13 protein-coding genes are annotated in these 15540 nt (G+C 40.8%); 5 read left to right on the top strand and 8 right to left on the bottom strand.

What is annotated here, in order from left to right; all coding sequences use genetic code 11:
• Positions 1-105: 105 nt before the first annotated feature.
• Positions 106-1776, top strand: a complete 1671-nt coding sequence (locus LPTSP_RS17710; protein ID WP_108930075.1) for a PhoX family protein — start codon at positions 106-108, stop codon at positions 1774-1776.
• On the opposite strand, the gene LPTSP_RS17715 is transcribed toward LPTSP_RS17710, so the two are convergent.
• The 3 genes from LPTSP_RS17715 to LPTSP_RS17725 are packed head-to-tail and all read right to left on the bottom strand — an operon-like array spanning position 1773 to position 5444.
• Complete coding sequence (locus tag LPTSP_RS17715) at positions 1773-2120, bottom strand: STAS domain-containing protein (protein WP_108930076.1); 348 nt, start codon at positions 2118-2120, stop codon at positions 1773-1775. The two genes, LPTSP_RS17710 and LPTSP_RS17715, sit on opposite strands and share 4 nt — an antisense overlap.
• A complete protein-coding gene (locus LPTSP_RS17720; protein WP_108930077.1) occupies positions 2113-3015 on the bottom strand; it encodes a diacylglycerol kinase catalytic domain-containing protein in 903 nt (300 codons plus the stop codon). Before LPTSP_RS17720 ends, LPTSP_RS17715 begins: the two co-directional genes overlap by 8 nt.
• A 47-nt stretch (positions 3016-3062) precedes the next feature.
• The gene (locus tag LPTSP_RS17725; protein WP_108930236.1) at positions 3063-5444 is read right to left on the bottom strand and encodes a SpoIIE family protein phosphatase; all 2382 of its coding nucleotides are present in this window, start codon (positions 5442-5444) and stop codon (positions 3063-3065) included.
• Between the two features lie 222 nt (positions 5445-5666).
• Between LPTSP_RS17725 and LPTSP_RS17730 the strand changes: the two genes are divergently transcribed.
• Positions 5667-6146, top strand: a complete 480-nt coding sequence (locus LPTSP_RS17730; RefSeq protein WP_108930078.1) for a hypothetical protein — start codon at positions 5667-5669, stop codon at positions 6144-6146.
• A 54-nt stretch (positions 6147-6200) separates the two neighbouring features.
• On the opposite strand, the gene LPTSP_RS17735 is transcribed toward LPTSP_RS17730, so the two are convergent.
• A complete protein-coding gene (locus tag LPTSP_RS17735; protein ID WP_108930079.1) occupies positions 6201-7007 on the bottom strand; it encodes an acyl-CoA desaturase in 807 nt (268 codons plus the stop codon).
• A 287-nt stretch (positions 7008-7294) separates the two neighbouring features.
• On the opposite strand from LPTSP_RS17735, the gene LPTSP_RS17745 reads away from it, so the two are divergent.
• Positions 7295-7528, top strand: coding sequence for a hypothetical protein (locus LPTSP_RS17745; protein WP_108930081.1), 234 nt, complete (start codon positions 7295-7297; stop codon positions 7526-7528).
• A gap of 10 nt (positions 7529-7538) precedes the next feature.
• Here the strand turns inward: LPTSP_RS17745 and LPTSP_RS17750 are convergent, their stop codons facing one another.
• From LPTSP_RS17750 to LPTSP_RS17765, 4 genes are read right to left on the bottom strand one after another with little or no spacing between them, the layout of a single operon-like run.
• A complete protein-coding gene (locus LPTSP_RS17750) occupies positions 7539-8768 on the bottom strand; it encodes an ankyrin repeat domain-containing protein (RefSeq protein ID WP_108930237.1) in 1230 nt (409 codons plus the stop codon).
• 45 nt (positions 8769-8813) lie between these two features.
• Complete coding sequence (locus LPTSP_RS17755) at positions 8814-10400, bottom strand: LA_3751/LA_3752 family putative glycosyltransferase (RefSeq protein ID WP_108930082.1); 1587 nt, start codon at positions 10398-10400, stop codon at positions 8814-8816.
• 49 nt (positions 10401-10449) lie between these two features.
• Positions 10450-11403: a P-loop NTPase family protein gene (locus tag LPTSP_RS17760; RefSeq protein WP_108930083.1), complete on the bottom strand. Its 954-nt coding sequence runs from the start codon at positions 11401-11403 to the stop codon at positions 10450-10452.
• Between the two features lie 3 nt (positions 11404-11406).
• Positions 11407-13422, bottom strand: a complete 2016-nt coding sequence (locus LPTSP_RS17765) for a protein meaA (RefSeq protein WP_108930084.1) — start codon at positions 13420-13422, stop codon at positions 11407-11409.
• A 107-nt stretch (positions 13423-13529) separates the two neighbouring features.
• On the opposite strand from LPTSP_RS17765, the gene LPTSP_RS17770 reads away from it, so the two are divergent.
• Positions 13530-14861 (top strand): hypothetical protein, encoded by a 1332-nt coding sequence (locus LPTSP_RS17770; protein ID WP_108930085.1) that lies wholly within the window; start codon positions 13530-13532, stop codon positions 14859-14861.
• Positions 14858-15538 carry a methyltransferase domain-containing protein gene (locus tag LPTSP_RS17775; RefSeq protein ID WP_108930086.1) on the top strand — a complete coding sequence of 227 codons (681 nt, stop codon included), beginning with the start codon at positions 14858-14860 and terminating at the stop codon, positions 15536-15538. The genes LPTSP_RS17770 and LPTSP_RS17775 overlap by 4 nt, the downstream gene beginning before the upstream one ends.
• The last annotated feature ends 2 nt before the right edge of the window (positions 15539-15540 follow it).

Genomic DNA, 15540 nt, shown 5'->3' on the forward strand with positions numbered 1-15540 from the left:
AGTCTTTATCATCTTTTTTGATAGGGATTATTACAACCAAGTTTCCTTTTTCTGTAGGAAGAAAAAACGAATGGTCCAGAGAGTCAGGTGCATTATTCTTAGGATATGAAGGTATCTAGATCCGACTTTTTAAAATATATGGGAAAGGGAATGCTTGCTCTGACTGCGGCCAGGACCTTGGATCTATTTTCCGAACCTACAAAAGATCCTTCTAAAAAAGTACATTCTCCACATTCCTCTTCTCCTAAAACAAAAAGGGAGATCTCTTCCAAAATTCCCGGAAGTAATTTTAAGCCGATACGCCCGAGCGTTCAAGACGATCTGATCTTGGCAGCCGGTTTTAAGTATGATTTGATTGCAGCATATGGGGATAAGATAAACTCTAAGGGAGACACTTTCGGTTACGCTGCTGACTTTAATTGTTTTTTTCCATTTCCGAATGATAACCATTCTGCACTTCTTTGGACCAATCACGAATATTTGAACGAATTAGAATATTATGTAACAGGATATGATTACAACCAAAAGGGTCCAAATAATAGAACTCCAGAACAGATCGAAAAATATCTATACTCATTAGGCGGATCCGTGATCGGGCTCCGTAAATCCAATGGTATATGGGTCTTAGATCCGGAATCTAAATATGGAAGAAGGATACACGGGAGGTCGGAATTCCAACTCAAAGGCCCTGTGGCAGGCTCCGATGCAATTTCCGGAAAAACGAAAGTGTATGGCACATTCGCAAATTGTTCCGGAGGTAAAACGTTATGGGAAACTGTTCTCTCCTGTGAAGAAAACTTCGAAATGGTGGTAGAAGATTGTAAACTGGAAGATCCTAAAGAGTACGGTTGGATCATAGAAGTGGATCCTTTTGATCCTTCTTCCATTCCGGTAAAACATACCGCACTTGGAAGATTTTCTCATGAAAACGCCGCATTAACTATTTCTAACTCCGGAAAGTTAGTTGTGTATATGGGAGATGATTCCAAGGACCAATGCGTGTATAAGTTCGTCTCCGAAAAAAACTACGATCCTAAAAAAGGAAAATTAAACTCAGAACTTTTGGACGAAGGAACATTATACGTAGGTAATTTTGAAAAATGTGTTTGGGTGCCATTGGATCTGGAAAAAAATCCGAATTTAAAGAATGCAAAGAATAAGGAAGGAAATCTTAAATTTAAAACACAAGCGGATGTTTTAGTATCATGCAGAGACGCCGCAAAAACTGCAGGCGGGACTCCAATGGATCGGCCGGAAGATCTGGAAGTTCATCCATTAGATAAATCTGTTTTTGTTTCCTTTACAAATAACGATTCTCATGGAAATTTTTACGGACAGATTGTAAGGATCAAAGAAGAGAATTCTGATGCAGAATCGGTTCGTTTCGAATTCGAAGTATTTGTTGCAGGAGGAGGGAAGAGCGGATTTTCATCTCCGGATAATTTGGCTTTTGATTCTTCCGGAAATCTTTGGATGGTGACCGACATGACTACTCGTTTATTAGGAAAATCCATATTCAAAAAATTCGGCAATAACGGACTATTCTTTATTCCTACAAGCGGAGAAGATGCAGGTAAGGCATTCCAATTCGCTTCTGCTCCGATCGGTGCGGAACTCACAGGCCCTTGGTTTACACCCGACGAAGAGTTTTTATTTTTATCCGTGCAGCATCCTGGAGAAGATACGAAAGATTATGATATACCTACAAGCCGTTGGCCCGCTAAAACAAAGGGAGATATGCCTAGGCCTGGAGTGGTAGCGATCAGGAGAGCTTAGTTTTTAAGACAGGCAGCGATTGCGTCTTCTTCTTTTTCAAAATGTGCAAAAGGTTTCCAAAGACCTAATAGATTGAAGATCTGAATGACCTTCTCTCCTGCTTCTGTGAGTAGAAGTTTTTTCCCTTCTCCGGTAAGTCTGTTCTTTAATTCGAAGATTGCACGAATACCGGAACTGGAAACATATTTAAGATCGGATAAGTTCAGGACAATATTGTTTGCGTGATTCACATCCAATACTTTTTCCTTAAATAGAGGAAAGGTGGATTCGTCTAGTCGGCCGGAAACCAAATATACTTTGATCTCTTTGCCTGCTTCCTGTTCCAGAATTTTCAAACTATCCATGTTTTTGCACCACCACCCGCAATCTTTCCGGAGAAACGGAAAAGTCCGCTTTGGCCCCGGGAGGGAAATCGTAAATACGTTCCGCCAAGGAATCGATAGAGATCCCCCCGCGCATTTCTGATATTAGACGGAAAGAATTGCGAACTGTGAAGTGATCCAGCTTGTACTGGAAACTTTCCTTCTTACGCAACTCTCTACAGTACACTTTGAAATAGGGCTCCTGCTTGTCAAAGCTTACGTCTTTATTTTCGCAAGACATAACCCAACCGGTAGAACCCGCTCCGGTATATACCAGAAGGCCGGAACATTTCTGTTCTTCGGTGACTTGTTCATGAGAAATTAAAAAGCGGCTAGTCAAATCAGGACTATTGTTCCGGATAGAAATTTCACTGATCCCATGGAATGTCTCAATCGATTTGCCGTCAGGGTATTCGATCCTAACATTGATCCTGGGCCATTCTTCTATTTTTGTATTTTCCCAATTTTGAGAAACTGCATTCGAAATATCGGAGGTATGAAAGGATAGAAGGGCGCCAACTGAAGTTTCAGGATCCGAGTTGCATCCCAAAACTAAATTGTCTAAGGCATGATGGGCAACGTAAGTAAAATGATTGTCCCCGCCTAGTGCGATCACCAGATCGTAGCCAGAAATATCTATATTTTCTAATTCTTCTCGGAAGATAAACTTTCCATTTGGGAAAGTGTGTTTTAATTCTTCTCTACTATGAAGCTGTCTAAGATGGGATTGGTAGATCCTTTCGAATGAATGGTTTTGGATCTGCGCAACTCTTTTGAATTCATCCAAAGAGCCGTAACTCTCCAGATCTAATTCGTACTTTGTTCTTTTGATGACTACCAGAACAGATTGGATCTTTTTTCGCATTTCCGCCGACATGGATTACCAATTTGGACGGATCTAGGTCTCCCAGAAAACGAAAAAAATCAAACCAATGCGGGTTCCGAAGAATTATTTGCCTTAGGATCCGAGTCCGCCAGGATCAATTTCAGAACGGACATAGTAGCCCTGAACTTCATTCGATTTCCGGTAAGTCTGTATAAAGCCACTAAATGTTTTAGATTTCTAATATTTTCAGGCTCTCTCGATCTGAGCTTTTCCGCGAATTCTAAAGACTTCCAGTAATCCTTGGTCTTTCTGAGGCAATAGGAAAGATAGAAGATATACTCGTTGTCGAATGGGATCTTGGAAAGATATGCTTCCGAATATTTTGCGCCTTCTACGAATTCTTTCGCATTGATGCAGATCCTTGCCATTTGTTTATAAAGAGCAGGATCCGAATCGTCTATCTCCAAGGCTTGTGCAAAAACTTCCTTAGTCTTTTCTGTATTTCCTTTTTTGTATTCTTTGATCCCGATCTGTAGGAGTCTGTTATATTCTTCCGAAATCGATTTTGTACGGGAAGAAGGGACTTCTGTTTCTTTATAACTTATACTTAAAAGACTTAAGTCGTCGGAAATTTCTCCGGCAGCGCTGATCAATCTTTCTAGATCTTCAAGATTCCCTCCGGAAAGCTCTACGAATCTTAAGAATAAATTTTCGTCCTCGTTCATCACAGTCTCTGAAGAATTAGGATCATAAAGAAGAATATCGTCTCTTCCATCGGATCCTAAGAAGATCTTGTCTCCTGCTTCCAGTTTATCCACTCTCACTAATGGTTCTGTCGTGTTTTCGGAGAAGCCAAGTTTACGAATAGGGAAGTCTGAATCCAAGAAGCCAGCTTTTGCATCCCTGTACAATACCATATTAGGATGTTCTGCATTAATAGAATATAACGCTCCTGTTTCTTCGTCCATCAGACAGAGTAACGCTGAAACTAACATCGTACCGTCGAAGGTAACAAATACGTTTTGTAATTCAGTGTAACAATCCTTGAGCCATTTTTCAGGAGTTTTCTTTTGGTTGCTCCTGGAAAGTTGGGTCCTTGTTACAATTGCCTTGAATACCGTTCCCATTACGAGTGCACCCCCCGCGCCTTGGATAGATTTACCCATTGCGTCCGAGTTCATGATGCTTAGGTATTTTTTACCGTACAATGTGATTTCGCTGATAGAAACTAGGTCCCCGCCGATATCCGATTCCTTCTTTCTGAAAACGAAAGTTTTCTTTTGTCTTAATATACCGCTGATCTTAGTATTTGGACTTTCATACTTAGTGGTAGCAAGAGGACGGAGAAGTAGGGAAGTTAGATAATAATCCCCGTCCTGTTTTTCCTTCAAGGCGCGGAGATCGTCCAGTGTTTCCTGTAATTCTTTAGTCTTCTCTTCGACTTTCTTTTCTAGGAACATTTGGTGGTCCAAAAGGTCCTTCTTCATTTCTATGAATACTTCTGCCATTTCTCCCAGTTCGTCGGAACGATTTAAGTCCACAATTTTGGATTCGTCCTCATTTGGGTTCTGCATTGCGAAGTTCAGAGCCTTCACAGCGTCTATGATATCTCTCGAGAATCTATAAGATGCGAATAAAATGCCGCCGAAAACCGCAAGAGCGATCAATCCACAATATAACCAAAGGTTTCGAGTGGATTCATATAACTCGGTCTCATCTATCAAAAGAACGAAATCTAATTTAAGATTACTTAATCCTTGGTTTTCGTAAGGGACTTGAGTCAGATAATAATGCCTTCCTTCCAAAGTGAATCTGGAAATTCCCGTAAGGTCCTTCGGTTTTCTATCCCCTAAATATTTGGAGATGGTGCTATCCGAAAAGGAGATCAGTTTTTCTTTTTCGTAGATAGCAAGGTGAACGTCTTCCGAACCCGTGATTGCCTGGATAAACTTATCGTCTACCACCTGACCCACCATCATGATCCCGCCGTTCTTAAGAGGGGCAGTGACCCTAAGACCAAGACCGCTATGTCCTATCTCTAGAGTAGAAGCGATCCTGCCTTGAAGAGCTTCTTGCACTATCTTTTGCCCTGACTTATCGTCTCCGTAGTCGGTAGGTCTATGGAATCTAAAATAAACATGCCCTGTCTTATCATGGATCTCGAAGATCGAAAGACCGTACTGAGTCATGATCCCTTTGATATATTCCAGGTTGCCTTGTAGGATACCTCGGTTCCCCAAACCGTTTTCTAAAATAGAAAGAGTCTTTTGGTTTCTTTCTATTTCTTTCAGAAGAAGTCGGATGACTTCTTCCTTATGTTTGAGTTCCTTCCTGAACTCCAGAGAGCGGTCTAATGCCCTTTTATCCTGGGGTTCGTTTTTTACTCGGTCGATCATTTGGATAAATGTGATCGCAAGAATAAGTACTAAAAGAAGCTGACTAGCTCCCAGAATGAGAAAAATTTTTTGTCTAAAGCTCATATAATGTTCCGGAAATGGAATCTCCCTAGATCGGGAAGGCGCACTTTGTATTTTTAGCCTTTTCTTTTCTTTTGAAAAAGAGACCCAAACATTACACTGGGAAAATCCCATTCGTACTAAGGTTTCGTGAAATTCAGGTTACAATAATATTCCGCCTAATAGTTAGTTAGTCGGTTATTCTCTCTGCTTGACCGGAATACGGTCGGTAGGAACTCTAACAAGATGGAAGATCAGGAATCTAAAAAGCAGGGATTTCCGTTTCACCCTTTAGAGGACTTCGTATTAGGAGAGGTCTTGGGAAGGACCCTAATTAAATTAGGACATTCTAAAGAAGAAATTCAAAAGGCAATTCTCTCTCATCTACCCGAAGGACAGCCGGAATTCCTTTTTACTCCGAACGCAAAAAAACAGATCTTATTACAAAGTATGCCTGTGGAACTCAGAAGTTTCCTCGAAGCAGGAAAAGAAAAGGAAGTCTTGGAGATCTTTCGCAAAACGATCTCTGTAGAAGGTAGACTAGATCTTGCATTAGAACTTTTGGAGTGGATTTGTACAGGTTTCGATAAAGAAGAATTGGTTCGCACATTATTCCAATTGGTATTGAACGGGAAAATTGAATTAAACTCCGACTTTTATCCTCTCTTAATGGAAGAATATGACAAAGAGATGAGAGGGGACTTGGATAGGATGCGAGAAGAATAAAAAAAGCCGCTCGTTTCCAAGCGGCTTGTAAAAACTCACTAATTTAATAAAACTTTAAGCTACATCAGCTAAAGGAGAAGGAGCCGTGCCAGAAAGTTCTTTTCTTCCTTTCTCGGTCCACACTGCTCTCTGGATCGTGATGATTCCCATAAAATGTAGGATCTTCATCACTTGGTAAGTAGGATCCAGCTCGAACCAACGGAACGCGAAGTTCGGAGAGTTCGGGTGAGCATGGTGGTTGTTTTGGTACAATTCTCCCATGATCAAAAAATCCACAGGTAATGTGTTCTTGGAGTTGTCCGGATTTTTTGCGTGGTTGCGGTAACCATACATATGTCCACACCAGTTCACGATTGCACCATGAGTTGGTCCCATTAGATAATGGATCGGTAATAGAGCATACAGCCAAACTGCGTCTGCAGGAACGAATGCCATATAGAAAAGAGTATAAGAAGTTCCGAAGAATAAACGAATATACCAAGAATCTGCAAAACGATCGAACCAAGGGATCTCAGGATAATTTCCTTTGAATTCCTTCTCCACTACTTCTTTGCGATCTAAAATGTTTTCGTATACGACTGCGGTGGTCCACATCATATCTAAAAACCCTTTAGAAGCTACAGGAGAATGAGGATCTTTTTCGGTGTCGCTGTAAGCATGATGTCTTCTGTGAAGAATTGCATATGCTCTTGGATTGAGGAAGGAAGATCCTTGCACAAGAAATGTAAAGAAATAGAAGAACTTTTCCCAGAAACGGTTCAGTTTGAACATCTGGTGAGCAGAATAACGATGTAAATAGAACGATTGAACGAAAGCGGCTAAAATCCAGTGTGCCGCAAAAAAACTTAGAATGATTGCCATGGAGGGCTCCCTTTTTTTCTAAAATATATGAGCATTTTTGGGAGGGTAGGTTGCAAAAAATATTCCTAGAATCGGCCGAAATCCACCCTAACTCTTGGAAATACCCCCAGTTTGGCAGGTATTCCACTAGTATTTGGACCCCCATATGCCTTAAGGGCCGTAAGTTTAGATGGATTTCAATTCTGGATTTTCCCGAATTAAACGGGTTTTTAGTTCCAAACCCTATATTAAAAAATTGGAAAGAATTTCTTGACCAACTCGCGGAGTAGGCTTATCTTCTCTCGCCTATGGAAGAAGAAAAAATCCCACCCGGTTTTCCTCCCGAATCTTGGAAATTACTCACTCCGGAACAGAAACAACAATACTTGGACGCGTATGCAAACGTACCTTCAGGATCCAATTCGGGATCCGCCGGAATACCAAGCCAAGGACAAATGTATGCCCAAGTAGGAAAACAAATGTTACTCGGCTATCTTTGGAGCTTTCTCCGGAATTTGGTTTATAGATTATTGAGGTTTTAGGGTCTATTCTCTATTTTTTCAAATTCGGAAACTTCGGTTTTTTAAATGCGGCCCTGCTTCTGGTTCCACCTTCTTTTTCCAGAAAATCCGCGATCTCTTTACGCTCATAAGCAAGCGCCATAGACAAAGGAGTATAACCTTCTGCTTGAGCGTTGATGGAGGCCTTTTTACGAACTAATTCTTTTACTACATTCGGAAGATCGAATACGATCGCAAGATGGATAGGTTTCCAGCCCATATAATCCGCATTCGGATCTGCGCCTTTCTCCAAGGACTCCAAAGATCTGCTCTCGTTCTTATCGTAAAGACTTGCGATCAGGATTCGATTTTGTTTCAGTTTTTCTTCTTCCGAAATTTTGACTTCAGTCTCCGTGTTAGAATTCTCCGATCTCAAAACATTAGAAGGATCTCCTGCAAACGCATAATCATAAACAGGTCTAGAAGCAGGAGGTTTCGTATGATAATACAAAGAAGATCCGGAAGAACGAGGGTGAGAAATTTTAGTCACTTCCTGAGGATTTGTTTGGCTGAAGTAAACATCCCCATACTTTTTATTTGTAAATAATAATGCGAGTATTGTCTGAGCCGTCCAAGGTGCCCAGGTAGCAAAATAACCTTTAAATCCAGTTTCTAAAAAAGGAGAAGAATACATTGAGATCCTTTTTTTGGTCTCTTCATCTCGGATCACTCCCATATCGTAGGCCATATTTCCCGCAGTAAAACAAGCTCCTAAAAATAGGACGATTGCTCCAGGCGCTGGTTTGAGGCCTGAAGAAATTTGCTCATTAGAAACGAATTCTTTTCCTAAATAAAATCCGCCTACGGATTTTTGATCATAAGGAGATTGATCTAAATTGGTTCCAACCCCGTGTCCTGCATAAAGAACTATATTCGAATTTTGTGATGCTTCTTTTATCCCAGACCAAGGATTATTCGGAGGATAAAATTCGCTAACGGAAACTCCTCTGTCTTTTAGGACTTTTACTAGGCCTTTGATATTATTCACATATTCTCTAGTTTTGGGACCTTCGTTACCGTCCACTTCACCCACGATTGCAACCGCTTTTAGGCCAGCGCCGGAGACGGTAGGAGAGGGGAGTTCCGCTCTTTTTTTAATACCGGAGAATGTGCCACCGACTGCATTTGCCGGATGAGCAAATTTGATTTCTTCCGAGAATGCGGAACCGAAAGAAAACAAGAGTAAGAAGGTTGAGAAGAATAAGCCGAGTGAAAAATTCATCCAATGATTGGACAAAAAAAAATTTTTTAATCAATCAATAATTTATTAAAATTTTGAAGGGGTCTGGGAGTCCGCAATCCAAATATCGAAAAAGGGAGAATCTATTCTTTGCACATTCGGATAGAACACCGAAACTTTGGAGGAGATATTTTTACTCTTCCAAGGTTCCGTTTTGAGCATGATATCAAAAACAGGGCTTTTTCTGGTCTTTTCTAATTTTTCAGGAGTGATCAATTCTTCTTTGATTTGGATGAGAGCGATCCTTTTTCCTTTTTCCTTTTGAGAGATTATTCCTAATAACCCAGGAAGAGAATCTTCTTTAGGAGCGCAAAGGACTTTCTTGGATAAATAATCATTTCCCATGAAGTACATTACAGAAAAGTCATGAAATACGAATGTGTCCGCTTGTAACTCATGGAATAAAGTATAAGTTTTCAAGAGTTGTTTTCTGGACTGGTTTAAAAAACTTAAACCGATAAATGTCATAATAAGAGGAATCGCGATCAGAGTTCCAAAGCCAAACTTTTGAAAGAGTCGATTTTTCTTTCTAGATAGATCATTCCAAAACCAAAGTAGAACCAAAGTCACAGGGGGGATCCCTGCACTCAAATACCTAGGTCCCCATTCCCAGAATCCATAGTTTGGAGCAAGAAACGGGATCGTAAAAAGAAAGAACACCGTTCCAAGAACGATTGTTTTTCTTCTCACGGAAATTTTACGGATATTATAAAGAAGAATGCCTAATCCGATCAATGCAAACGGCATGTAGATGAAAAATCCGATCCGAACTGTTTCGTCGATCGTATTCAAGAATAAGAAACCGAGTGCCCAATGGATCTTATGTACAAAGTTCACTCCAGATTCCCCATAATTTGCGTGGAATCTCGGCCCCAAAAGGGAAGAATATCTAAGATAATTGAATAGGATGAAAACTAGGAATATGAGTGCGAATCCAAGACCGAAACGAAATGTCTGGGACTTATCCCATTTTATCTTTTTGTTAAATGGAGGAAATCCTTCTGAGATCCAAGATGCAAATAGGATGCAACCGGCAAATACGATCCCTTCATGTCTAAACCAAATAGAAGCTCCGGCAAAGACCCCTGCATAAATTCCATTCTTTTTATATAGAAAGGTAAGACTTGCGAGTAGGATCGCAACAAACAATGTATGTTCTGCAAATTCCATCATCAAGATGGGCAAATAAGATCCGAAGAATGCAATAGTTATGAAGGAATTGGATGCTTTCCAGGACCTTCTCAAGATCCAAAAGTATATAAATACTCCGAGTAAATTGAAATAAGGTAATCCTTGGTTTCCGGCAAAATAGTAAAAAGGAGTGGCGAGAGCCGCAAGCAAGACCGGAAAAACCGAGATAGTCGATTCTCCTAATTTTGTATAATTATTGGCAGGCATCGGAAGAAATTCTTCTTTTGGATCGATGGACTTTGCAGGATAGGGGAGTTCTTCCGATTTGAAACTTGAATGAACTAATGAGTGGGTTTGGAGAGATTTAGTTCTGGAATCATAAGTGAGAGATACATCAGGTTTTGATGATTTAATTAGGACGATGCAGATAAGAAGTAAGGATAAAAATCCTAGAAGATTTCTTTTTTTGAATATTGATCTCATCTATTTCGCCTCTTTGAAAATACTTAAGTAAGGTCTAAGTATCTAGAATTTATGATAATCTTTTGCGAATTTCGGAATTAAACAAACTTTCCCATTCTTCATAATTTTTGGGGGAAATATTTCCTAACTTTTCGGAGAAGGAAAGCCCAAAATTCCCATACTCAGTTTTAATCCATTTTTCGATCTGGACCTTGGTTTCCGAAGATCTTTTAGGATGAGGTTTACTTTTCAAAACAAAATCTAAAAGTTCTTGGATTCCCTTTTTAGTTTTTACACTGGTTAGGAAAATAGGAGGGATACTTCCTCCAGGGACAATATCTCTCAAAAACTCAAGAGTAGTGGAAAGAGTATGATAGCTTGCTCTGGCTAAGGATTCTTCATCACATTTGTTTAATATGAATGCGTCTGGGACTTCCATGATCCCACTTTTCATGAATTGGATCTGGTCTCCGCCTAAAGGAACCATGACTAAAAAGGAAAGATCTGCCAATTTAGAGACTTCTATCTCATTCTGGCCGATCCCTACTGTTTCTACGAATATGAAATCGAAAAAACAACGAAGTAGTCGGATCACATGATAGGTATAAGGATTTAAACCTCCCAGTTCCAATTGACTGGGTTGGGATCTGAAAAAGATCCTCTTCTCTCGCACTGGTAGAGAAAGCCTGGTCCTGTCTCCTAGTAAAGAACCCCCACTTATATGGCTAGAAGGATCTATGGCAACTACCGCCATTTTTTTGTCGGGAACTGTTTGTAAAAATTTGGTGGAGATCTCTCCTAAGAGAGAGGACTTTCCCGCTCCGGGAGTTCCTGTAAATCCAAGGGTGACGGATCCTTCTCCGCTAAAGCCTGAGCTTTCCAGCTCTTTGAATAGAACTTTACGAAATTCGAATGAATCCGGTTTTTCCAGTTCGCTGATCAGCCTCGCAAGAGGATATTTTTCCCCTTGAGAAGCTTCTTGGATCAGTTCTTTTAGTTCCTTTTCTGCAAACCGTACGGTCATGCCTTAAACGGAAGCTGGGACCTTTTCGGATACGATGTCTATGATACGATCCATTACATCCATCAGATCATAATCTTTAGGAGTAAAGATCGCCTTCACTCCGATAGAATGTAATTTTTCGAAATCAGGCTGAGGGATAATTCCACCGAAGACCACAGGGATATCTGCTTTATAATGTTTTAATTCTGCGAATATCTGCTCTGCAAGTTCCACATGGGATCCGGAAAGTATAGATACTCCGATCACATTTGCGTTTTCTTCCACAGCGGATTGTACGATCTCTTCTGGAGTGAGTCTGATCCCGGAGTAGATTACGTCGAATCCTGCATGTTTTGCGGAAACTGCGATCATCTCTGCTCCGTTGGAATGACCGTCTAACCCAGGTTTGCCGACCACGATCTTAGGTCTTGCGCCTGTCGCTTTTTGGAATTTTTCCACTTTGGTCCTGACGTTTACTACTTTGTCCGATTCCAGATTGAGTTTTTGTCCTTCTACTCCGGTGGATGGACGATATTCTCCGAATATTTTTCTGAGTGTGTCTGCCCATTCTCCTGTAGTCACAAGAGCCTTAGCACATTCTACGGAAGCGAACATCAGGTTCTTTCCGTTTTTAGCATCTTCTTCTAATCTTGCTAGAGTTTCCGCGACCTTCTTCGCATCCCTTCTTGATTTTACTTCGGATAATACTTTTAAGGTTTGTTCTGCGGATTTAGGATCTACTTTGAAAATCCCTCCGTCAGGATCGTTTGTAAGAGGGGAGGGGATCCCTTCTTTCCATTTGTTTTTTCCTACGATGATAAGTTCGTCGTTATTGATCTTAGCGAGTCTTTCCGCTTGGGATTTTACGAGTTGGGCTTTCATGTATCCGTTCTCGATCGCCTTGATCGCTCCGCCCATTTCTTTGATCTTTTGGATCTCTTTGTTCGCGTTCTCAATCAGATCTTTTACTTTACTTTCTATAACTCTGGAGCCTTCGAATAGGTCCGGATATTCCAATAGGTCTGTTTCGTAAGCGAGTACTTGCTGCAAACGAAGTGACCATTGTTGGTCCCAAGGACGAGGAAGTGAAAGTGCCTCGTTCCAAGCAGGGAGTTGAAGCGCTCTACATCTTGCGTCTCTGCTTAAGGTAACTCCTAAAGCTTCGATCAAAATTCTCCACGCGTTGTTTTCAGGTTGTTCTTCCGTTAATCCGAGTGAGTTTACCTGAACTCCGTAACGGAAACGGCGGTATTTCTCGCTTTTTACCTGATAAATTCCTTTGGTGATCTCTTCCCACATGTCGGAGAAGGCCCGCATTTTGCACATTTCTTCGATGAATCGGATACCAGCGTTTACGAAGAAGGAGATCCTACCAACGCACTGCTCGAATTCTTCGTGAGTGAAACAGTTTCTTTCTTTGACCGCATCCAGGATGGCCATCCCTGTTGCGAGTGCGAATGCCAACTCTTGCACTGGAGTTGCTCCCGCTTCTTGTAAATGGTAGGAACAAATATTGGATGGGTTCCATTTCGGAATTCTTTTCAAACAATATTCGTACATGTCCACGATGATCCGGATGGAATGTTCCGGAGGGAAAATGTAAGTCCCGCGAGCCAGATATTCTTTGATTATGTCGTTTTGAGTAGTTCCTTGGAGTTTTGAAACGTCTTCTCCTCTTTCCTCCGCCAAAGCCACATAGAGAGAAAGTAGCCACATCGAAGTTCCATTAATGGTCATGGAGGTGTTCATTTCTTCGATCGGGATCTGATCGAATAGGATGCGGAAATCCTCTAAAGTGTTGATTGGAACTCCTACTTTGCCGATTTCCGGCTTTGCGATCGCGTGATCGGAGCTATAACCGCATTGTGTGGGAAGATCAAAGGCGATGGAAAGGCCTGTTTGACCCTTTGCCAGGTTTTTTCTAAAGAGTTCGTTGGACTCCTTCGCGTTTGTATGACCCGCGTAAGTTCTAAAAATCCAAGCCGGCTCTTTGCTAGGATTTCCGGTCTTATCGTAAAGGATATGGTCTTTTTTTTCCATCTTCTTGCCCTCGGAATATGCCTCTTAGTTTAGTTCAAAATGTGTTGGTATAATTTCACCTAAATTTTTAACGTAGCTCCGAAATCCGTTGGAGAGAATTCTGCCGCATGGACTTGGAAAGAAACAGAAAAGCAAACCCCGCGCTCATTTCACTCTCGACACTGTTTCTCACCGGTCTTTTGACTCTTCTCTATTCCTGGCACGGAGATCCGTCCAATGGAGAAAGTTTCCGGACATTGGCAGAATTACGTTCTCTATCCGAAGACGGAAAATTTTTCTCCTTCCAGGAACCTCTTCCATTTTTGCTTTTATCCTTTTGGAAATCGATCTTCGGTTTGAATTATATACCCGCTTATCTCTCTTTCGGAGCGTTTTTCCTGAGTTTAGGGATCCATCTTTGCGCTTATATTATGGAAAGAGAGAGCTGGAAACTGAATCATTATCTGTTCTGTTATCTTGCGGCGATCAATCCATTCTCTTACTTAATTCCTCTGAATATGTTGGGAGAATTAGTCAGCTTTTCTTTTCTGCTCGTTTTATTTCTTTCCTTCCGAATGGAAACGGTAGTGGACCTTTTGGTCTTAGTTTCCTGTACTGTGCTTGGATTTTTCTCCCATTTTACTTTTTTCTTAATCGGGTTTACTATCTTTGTGATCAAAGCCGGGACAGTGGGAATAAGAGAAAAGAAGAAACAGCAGTCGGTATTTTTCAAAAGAAGGAATTTGCCTAAACTTTTCTTATTCGGTTATCTTTCCGTTTTTGTTCTGGGGATAGTTCTATTAGGAAATCTTAATTTTTACGGGGCTCATTCTTTTTCATTCATGGGTGGATCCGTATGGAAATACCTTTTAGGTTTCGGTTCTTTTATTTTAATTCTATTTGTGGGTAATTTTTTACTTCGTTCTGAAAGGGAATTAAACTCTCTTCCTGCTTCCATCGGGATCTTTGCTTTGATTGCGGTCTCGGGATATTTTACGATCCACCCTATTTTAGGCGTGGATAAGGCAAAGTTAAGTTCTCTTGCAAAGGACGTCGCATCTTTAAGGGGAAGGTTGATCATCAATCCGGACGAAAGGATCTACGTTTCTCCTGAACTTTCCGCTTATCTGTATTTTATTTCCAAACAAAAGACTCATTTCACTTCTCATCCTGAAATAAGAGAAAAAGATTATATTCTTTTATCTGAAGTCTGGGCGGTAGACAGAAAACTTCTGCAGAGAGAAGTAAAAGCGAAGAATACTCCTTACCTGTTTTTATCCGGAGAAAGGATACTGATCAATGGATTCTTATGGAAAAGGATACAAACTGATCCTAGTTTGAAAACCTTGAAAACCAGATCCATCGAAGCCAAATCCGCTCTTTCCGACCAAAAAGGTTACGATGATCTGAAAGCTTTCCTCATTTCCTGGCTTGCTTCTACCAAGGCACCTGATGTATGAGTAAAAAGCCGCAAGACTCCGATTATATCGCTTACGGAGCCAACGGTCTGCCATTCGAAACTTCCTACTGGGATGAGATTTACGGAAGCGGAAAGGATGTGGATGCTTCTTTTAACGCGAAAGAACATGCAAAATATATAAAGTCTGTTTTGGATCTGATGCAGGTCCATCCGAGAAGTATCGCGGACTTCGGTTTCGGTAAGGCTTTGCTCTTAAAAGAATTTGTAAAAATATTCCAACCAAATCGTGTATTCGCAGTCGATCCTTCGGAAGAAATGATAGATGCGATCGCAAAACAGAAATGGATCCGTTCTTATAATCTTTCTTTTTTACATTCTACCATCCAAGATCTGGAGCTGAAACATATTCACCTCCCTCCTTTCACTCTTGGTATTTGTAACTCGGTAGTTCAGTATATAGAAGATAAACATCTCCCTAAGGTTTTTGAAAAACTACATAAGATTACGAATTATCTCTATTTTACGGTCCCTACCAAGAACGATTACATAAGAATGAAGAAGGAGATCTACTTTACGGATCCTTATGCTCACCAAAGATCTAAGAAGTATTACGAAAAACTAATTCGTCCTTATTTCAGAAGGGTTGCGTTCAATCTTCTGGAAAGCAGGATCACGAAAGACAGCCCGTTTTGCGACGAGCTGTTCGTGGACGAGTAGCT

The sequence above is a fragment of the Leptospira johnsonii genome (genome assembly GCF_003112675.1).
Taxonomy (GTDB): Bacteria; Spirochaetota; Leptospiria; order Leptospirales; family Leptospiraceae; genus Leptospira_B; species Leptospira_B johnsonii.

What these genes read in the sequence shown, in the direction of transcription:
- LPTSP_RS17710 (WP_108930075.1), top strand. Translation starts at nt 106, where the DNA reads ATGAAGGTATCTAGATCCGACTTTTTAAAATATATGGGAAAGGGAATG.
- LPTSP_RS17715 (WP_108930076.1), bottom strand. Translation starts at nt 2,120, where the DNA reads ATGGATAGTTTGAAAATTCTGGAACAGGAAGCAGGCAAAGAGATCAAA.
- LPTSP_RS17720 (WP_108930077.1), bottom strand. Translation starts at nt 3,015, where the DNA reads ATGTCGGCGGAAATGCGAAAAAAGATCCAATCTGTTCTGGTAGTCATC.
- LPTSP_RS17725 (WP_108930236.1), bottom strand. Translation starts at nt 5,444, where the DNA reads ATGAGCTTTAGACAAAAAATTTTTCTCATTCTGGGAGCTAGTCAGCTT.
- LPTSP_RS17730 (WP_108930078.1), top strand. Translation starts at nt 5,667, where the DNA reads ATGGAAGATCAGGAATCTAAAAAGCAGGGATTTCCGTTTCACCCTTTA.
- LPTSP_RS17735 (WP_108930079.1), bottom strand. Translation starts at nt 7,007, where the DNA reads ATGGCAATCATTCTAAGTTTTTTTGCGGCACACTGGATTTTAGCCGCT.
- LPTSP_RS17745 (WP_108930081.1), top strand. Translation starts at nt 7,295, where the DNA reads ATGGAAGAAGAAAAAATCCCACCCGGTTTTCCTCCCGAATCTTGGAAA.
- LPTSP_RS17750 (WP_108930237.1), bottom strand. Translation starts at nt 8,768, where the DNA reads ATGAATTTTTCACTCGGCTTATTCTTCTCAACCTTCTTACTCTTGTTT.
- LPTSP_RS17755 (WP_108930082.1), bottom strand. Translation starts at nt 10,400, where the DNA reads ATGAGATCAATATTCAAAAAAAGAAATCTTCTAGGATTTTTATCCTTA.
- LPTSP_RS17760 (WP_108930083.1), bottom strand. Translation starts at nt 11,403, where the DNA reads ATGACCGTACGGTTTGCAGAAAAGGAACTAAAAGAACTGATCCAAGAA.
- LPTSP_RS17765 (WP_108930084.1), bottom strand. Translation starts at nt 13,422, where the DNA reads ATGGAAAAAAAAGACCATATCCTTTACGATAAGACCGGAAATCCTAGC.
- LPTSP_RS17770 (WP_108930085.1), top strand. Translation starts at nt 13,530, where the DNA reads ATGGACTTGGAAAGAAACAGAAAAGCAAACCCCGCGCTCATTTCACTC.
- LPTSP_RS17775 (WP_108930086.1), top strand. Translation starts at nt 14,858, where the DNA reads ATGAGTAAAAAGCCGCAAGACTCCGATTATATCGCTTACGGAGCCAAC.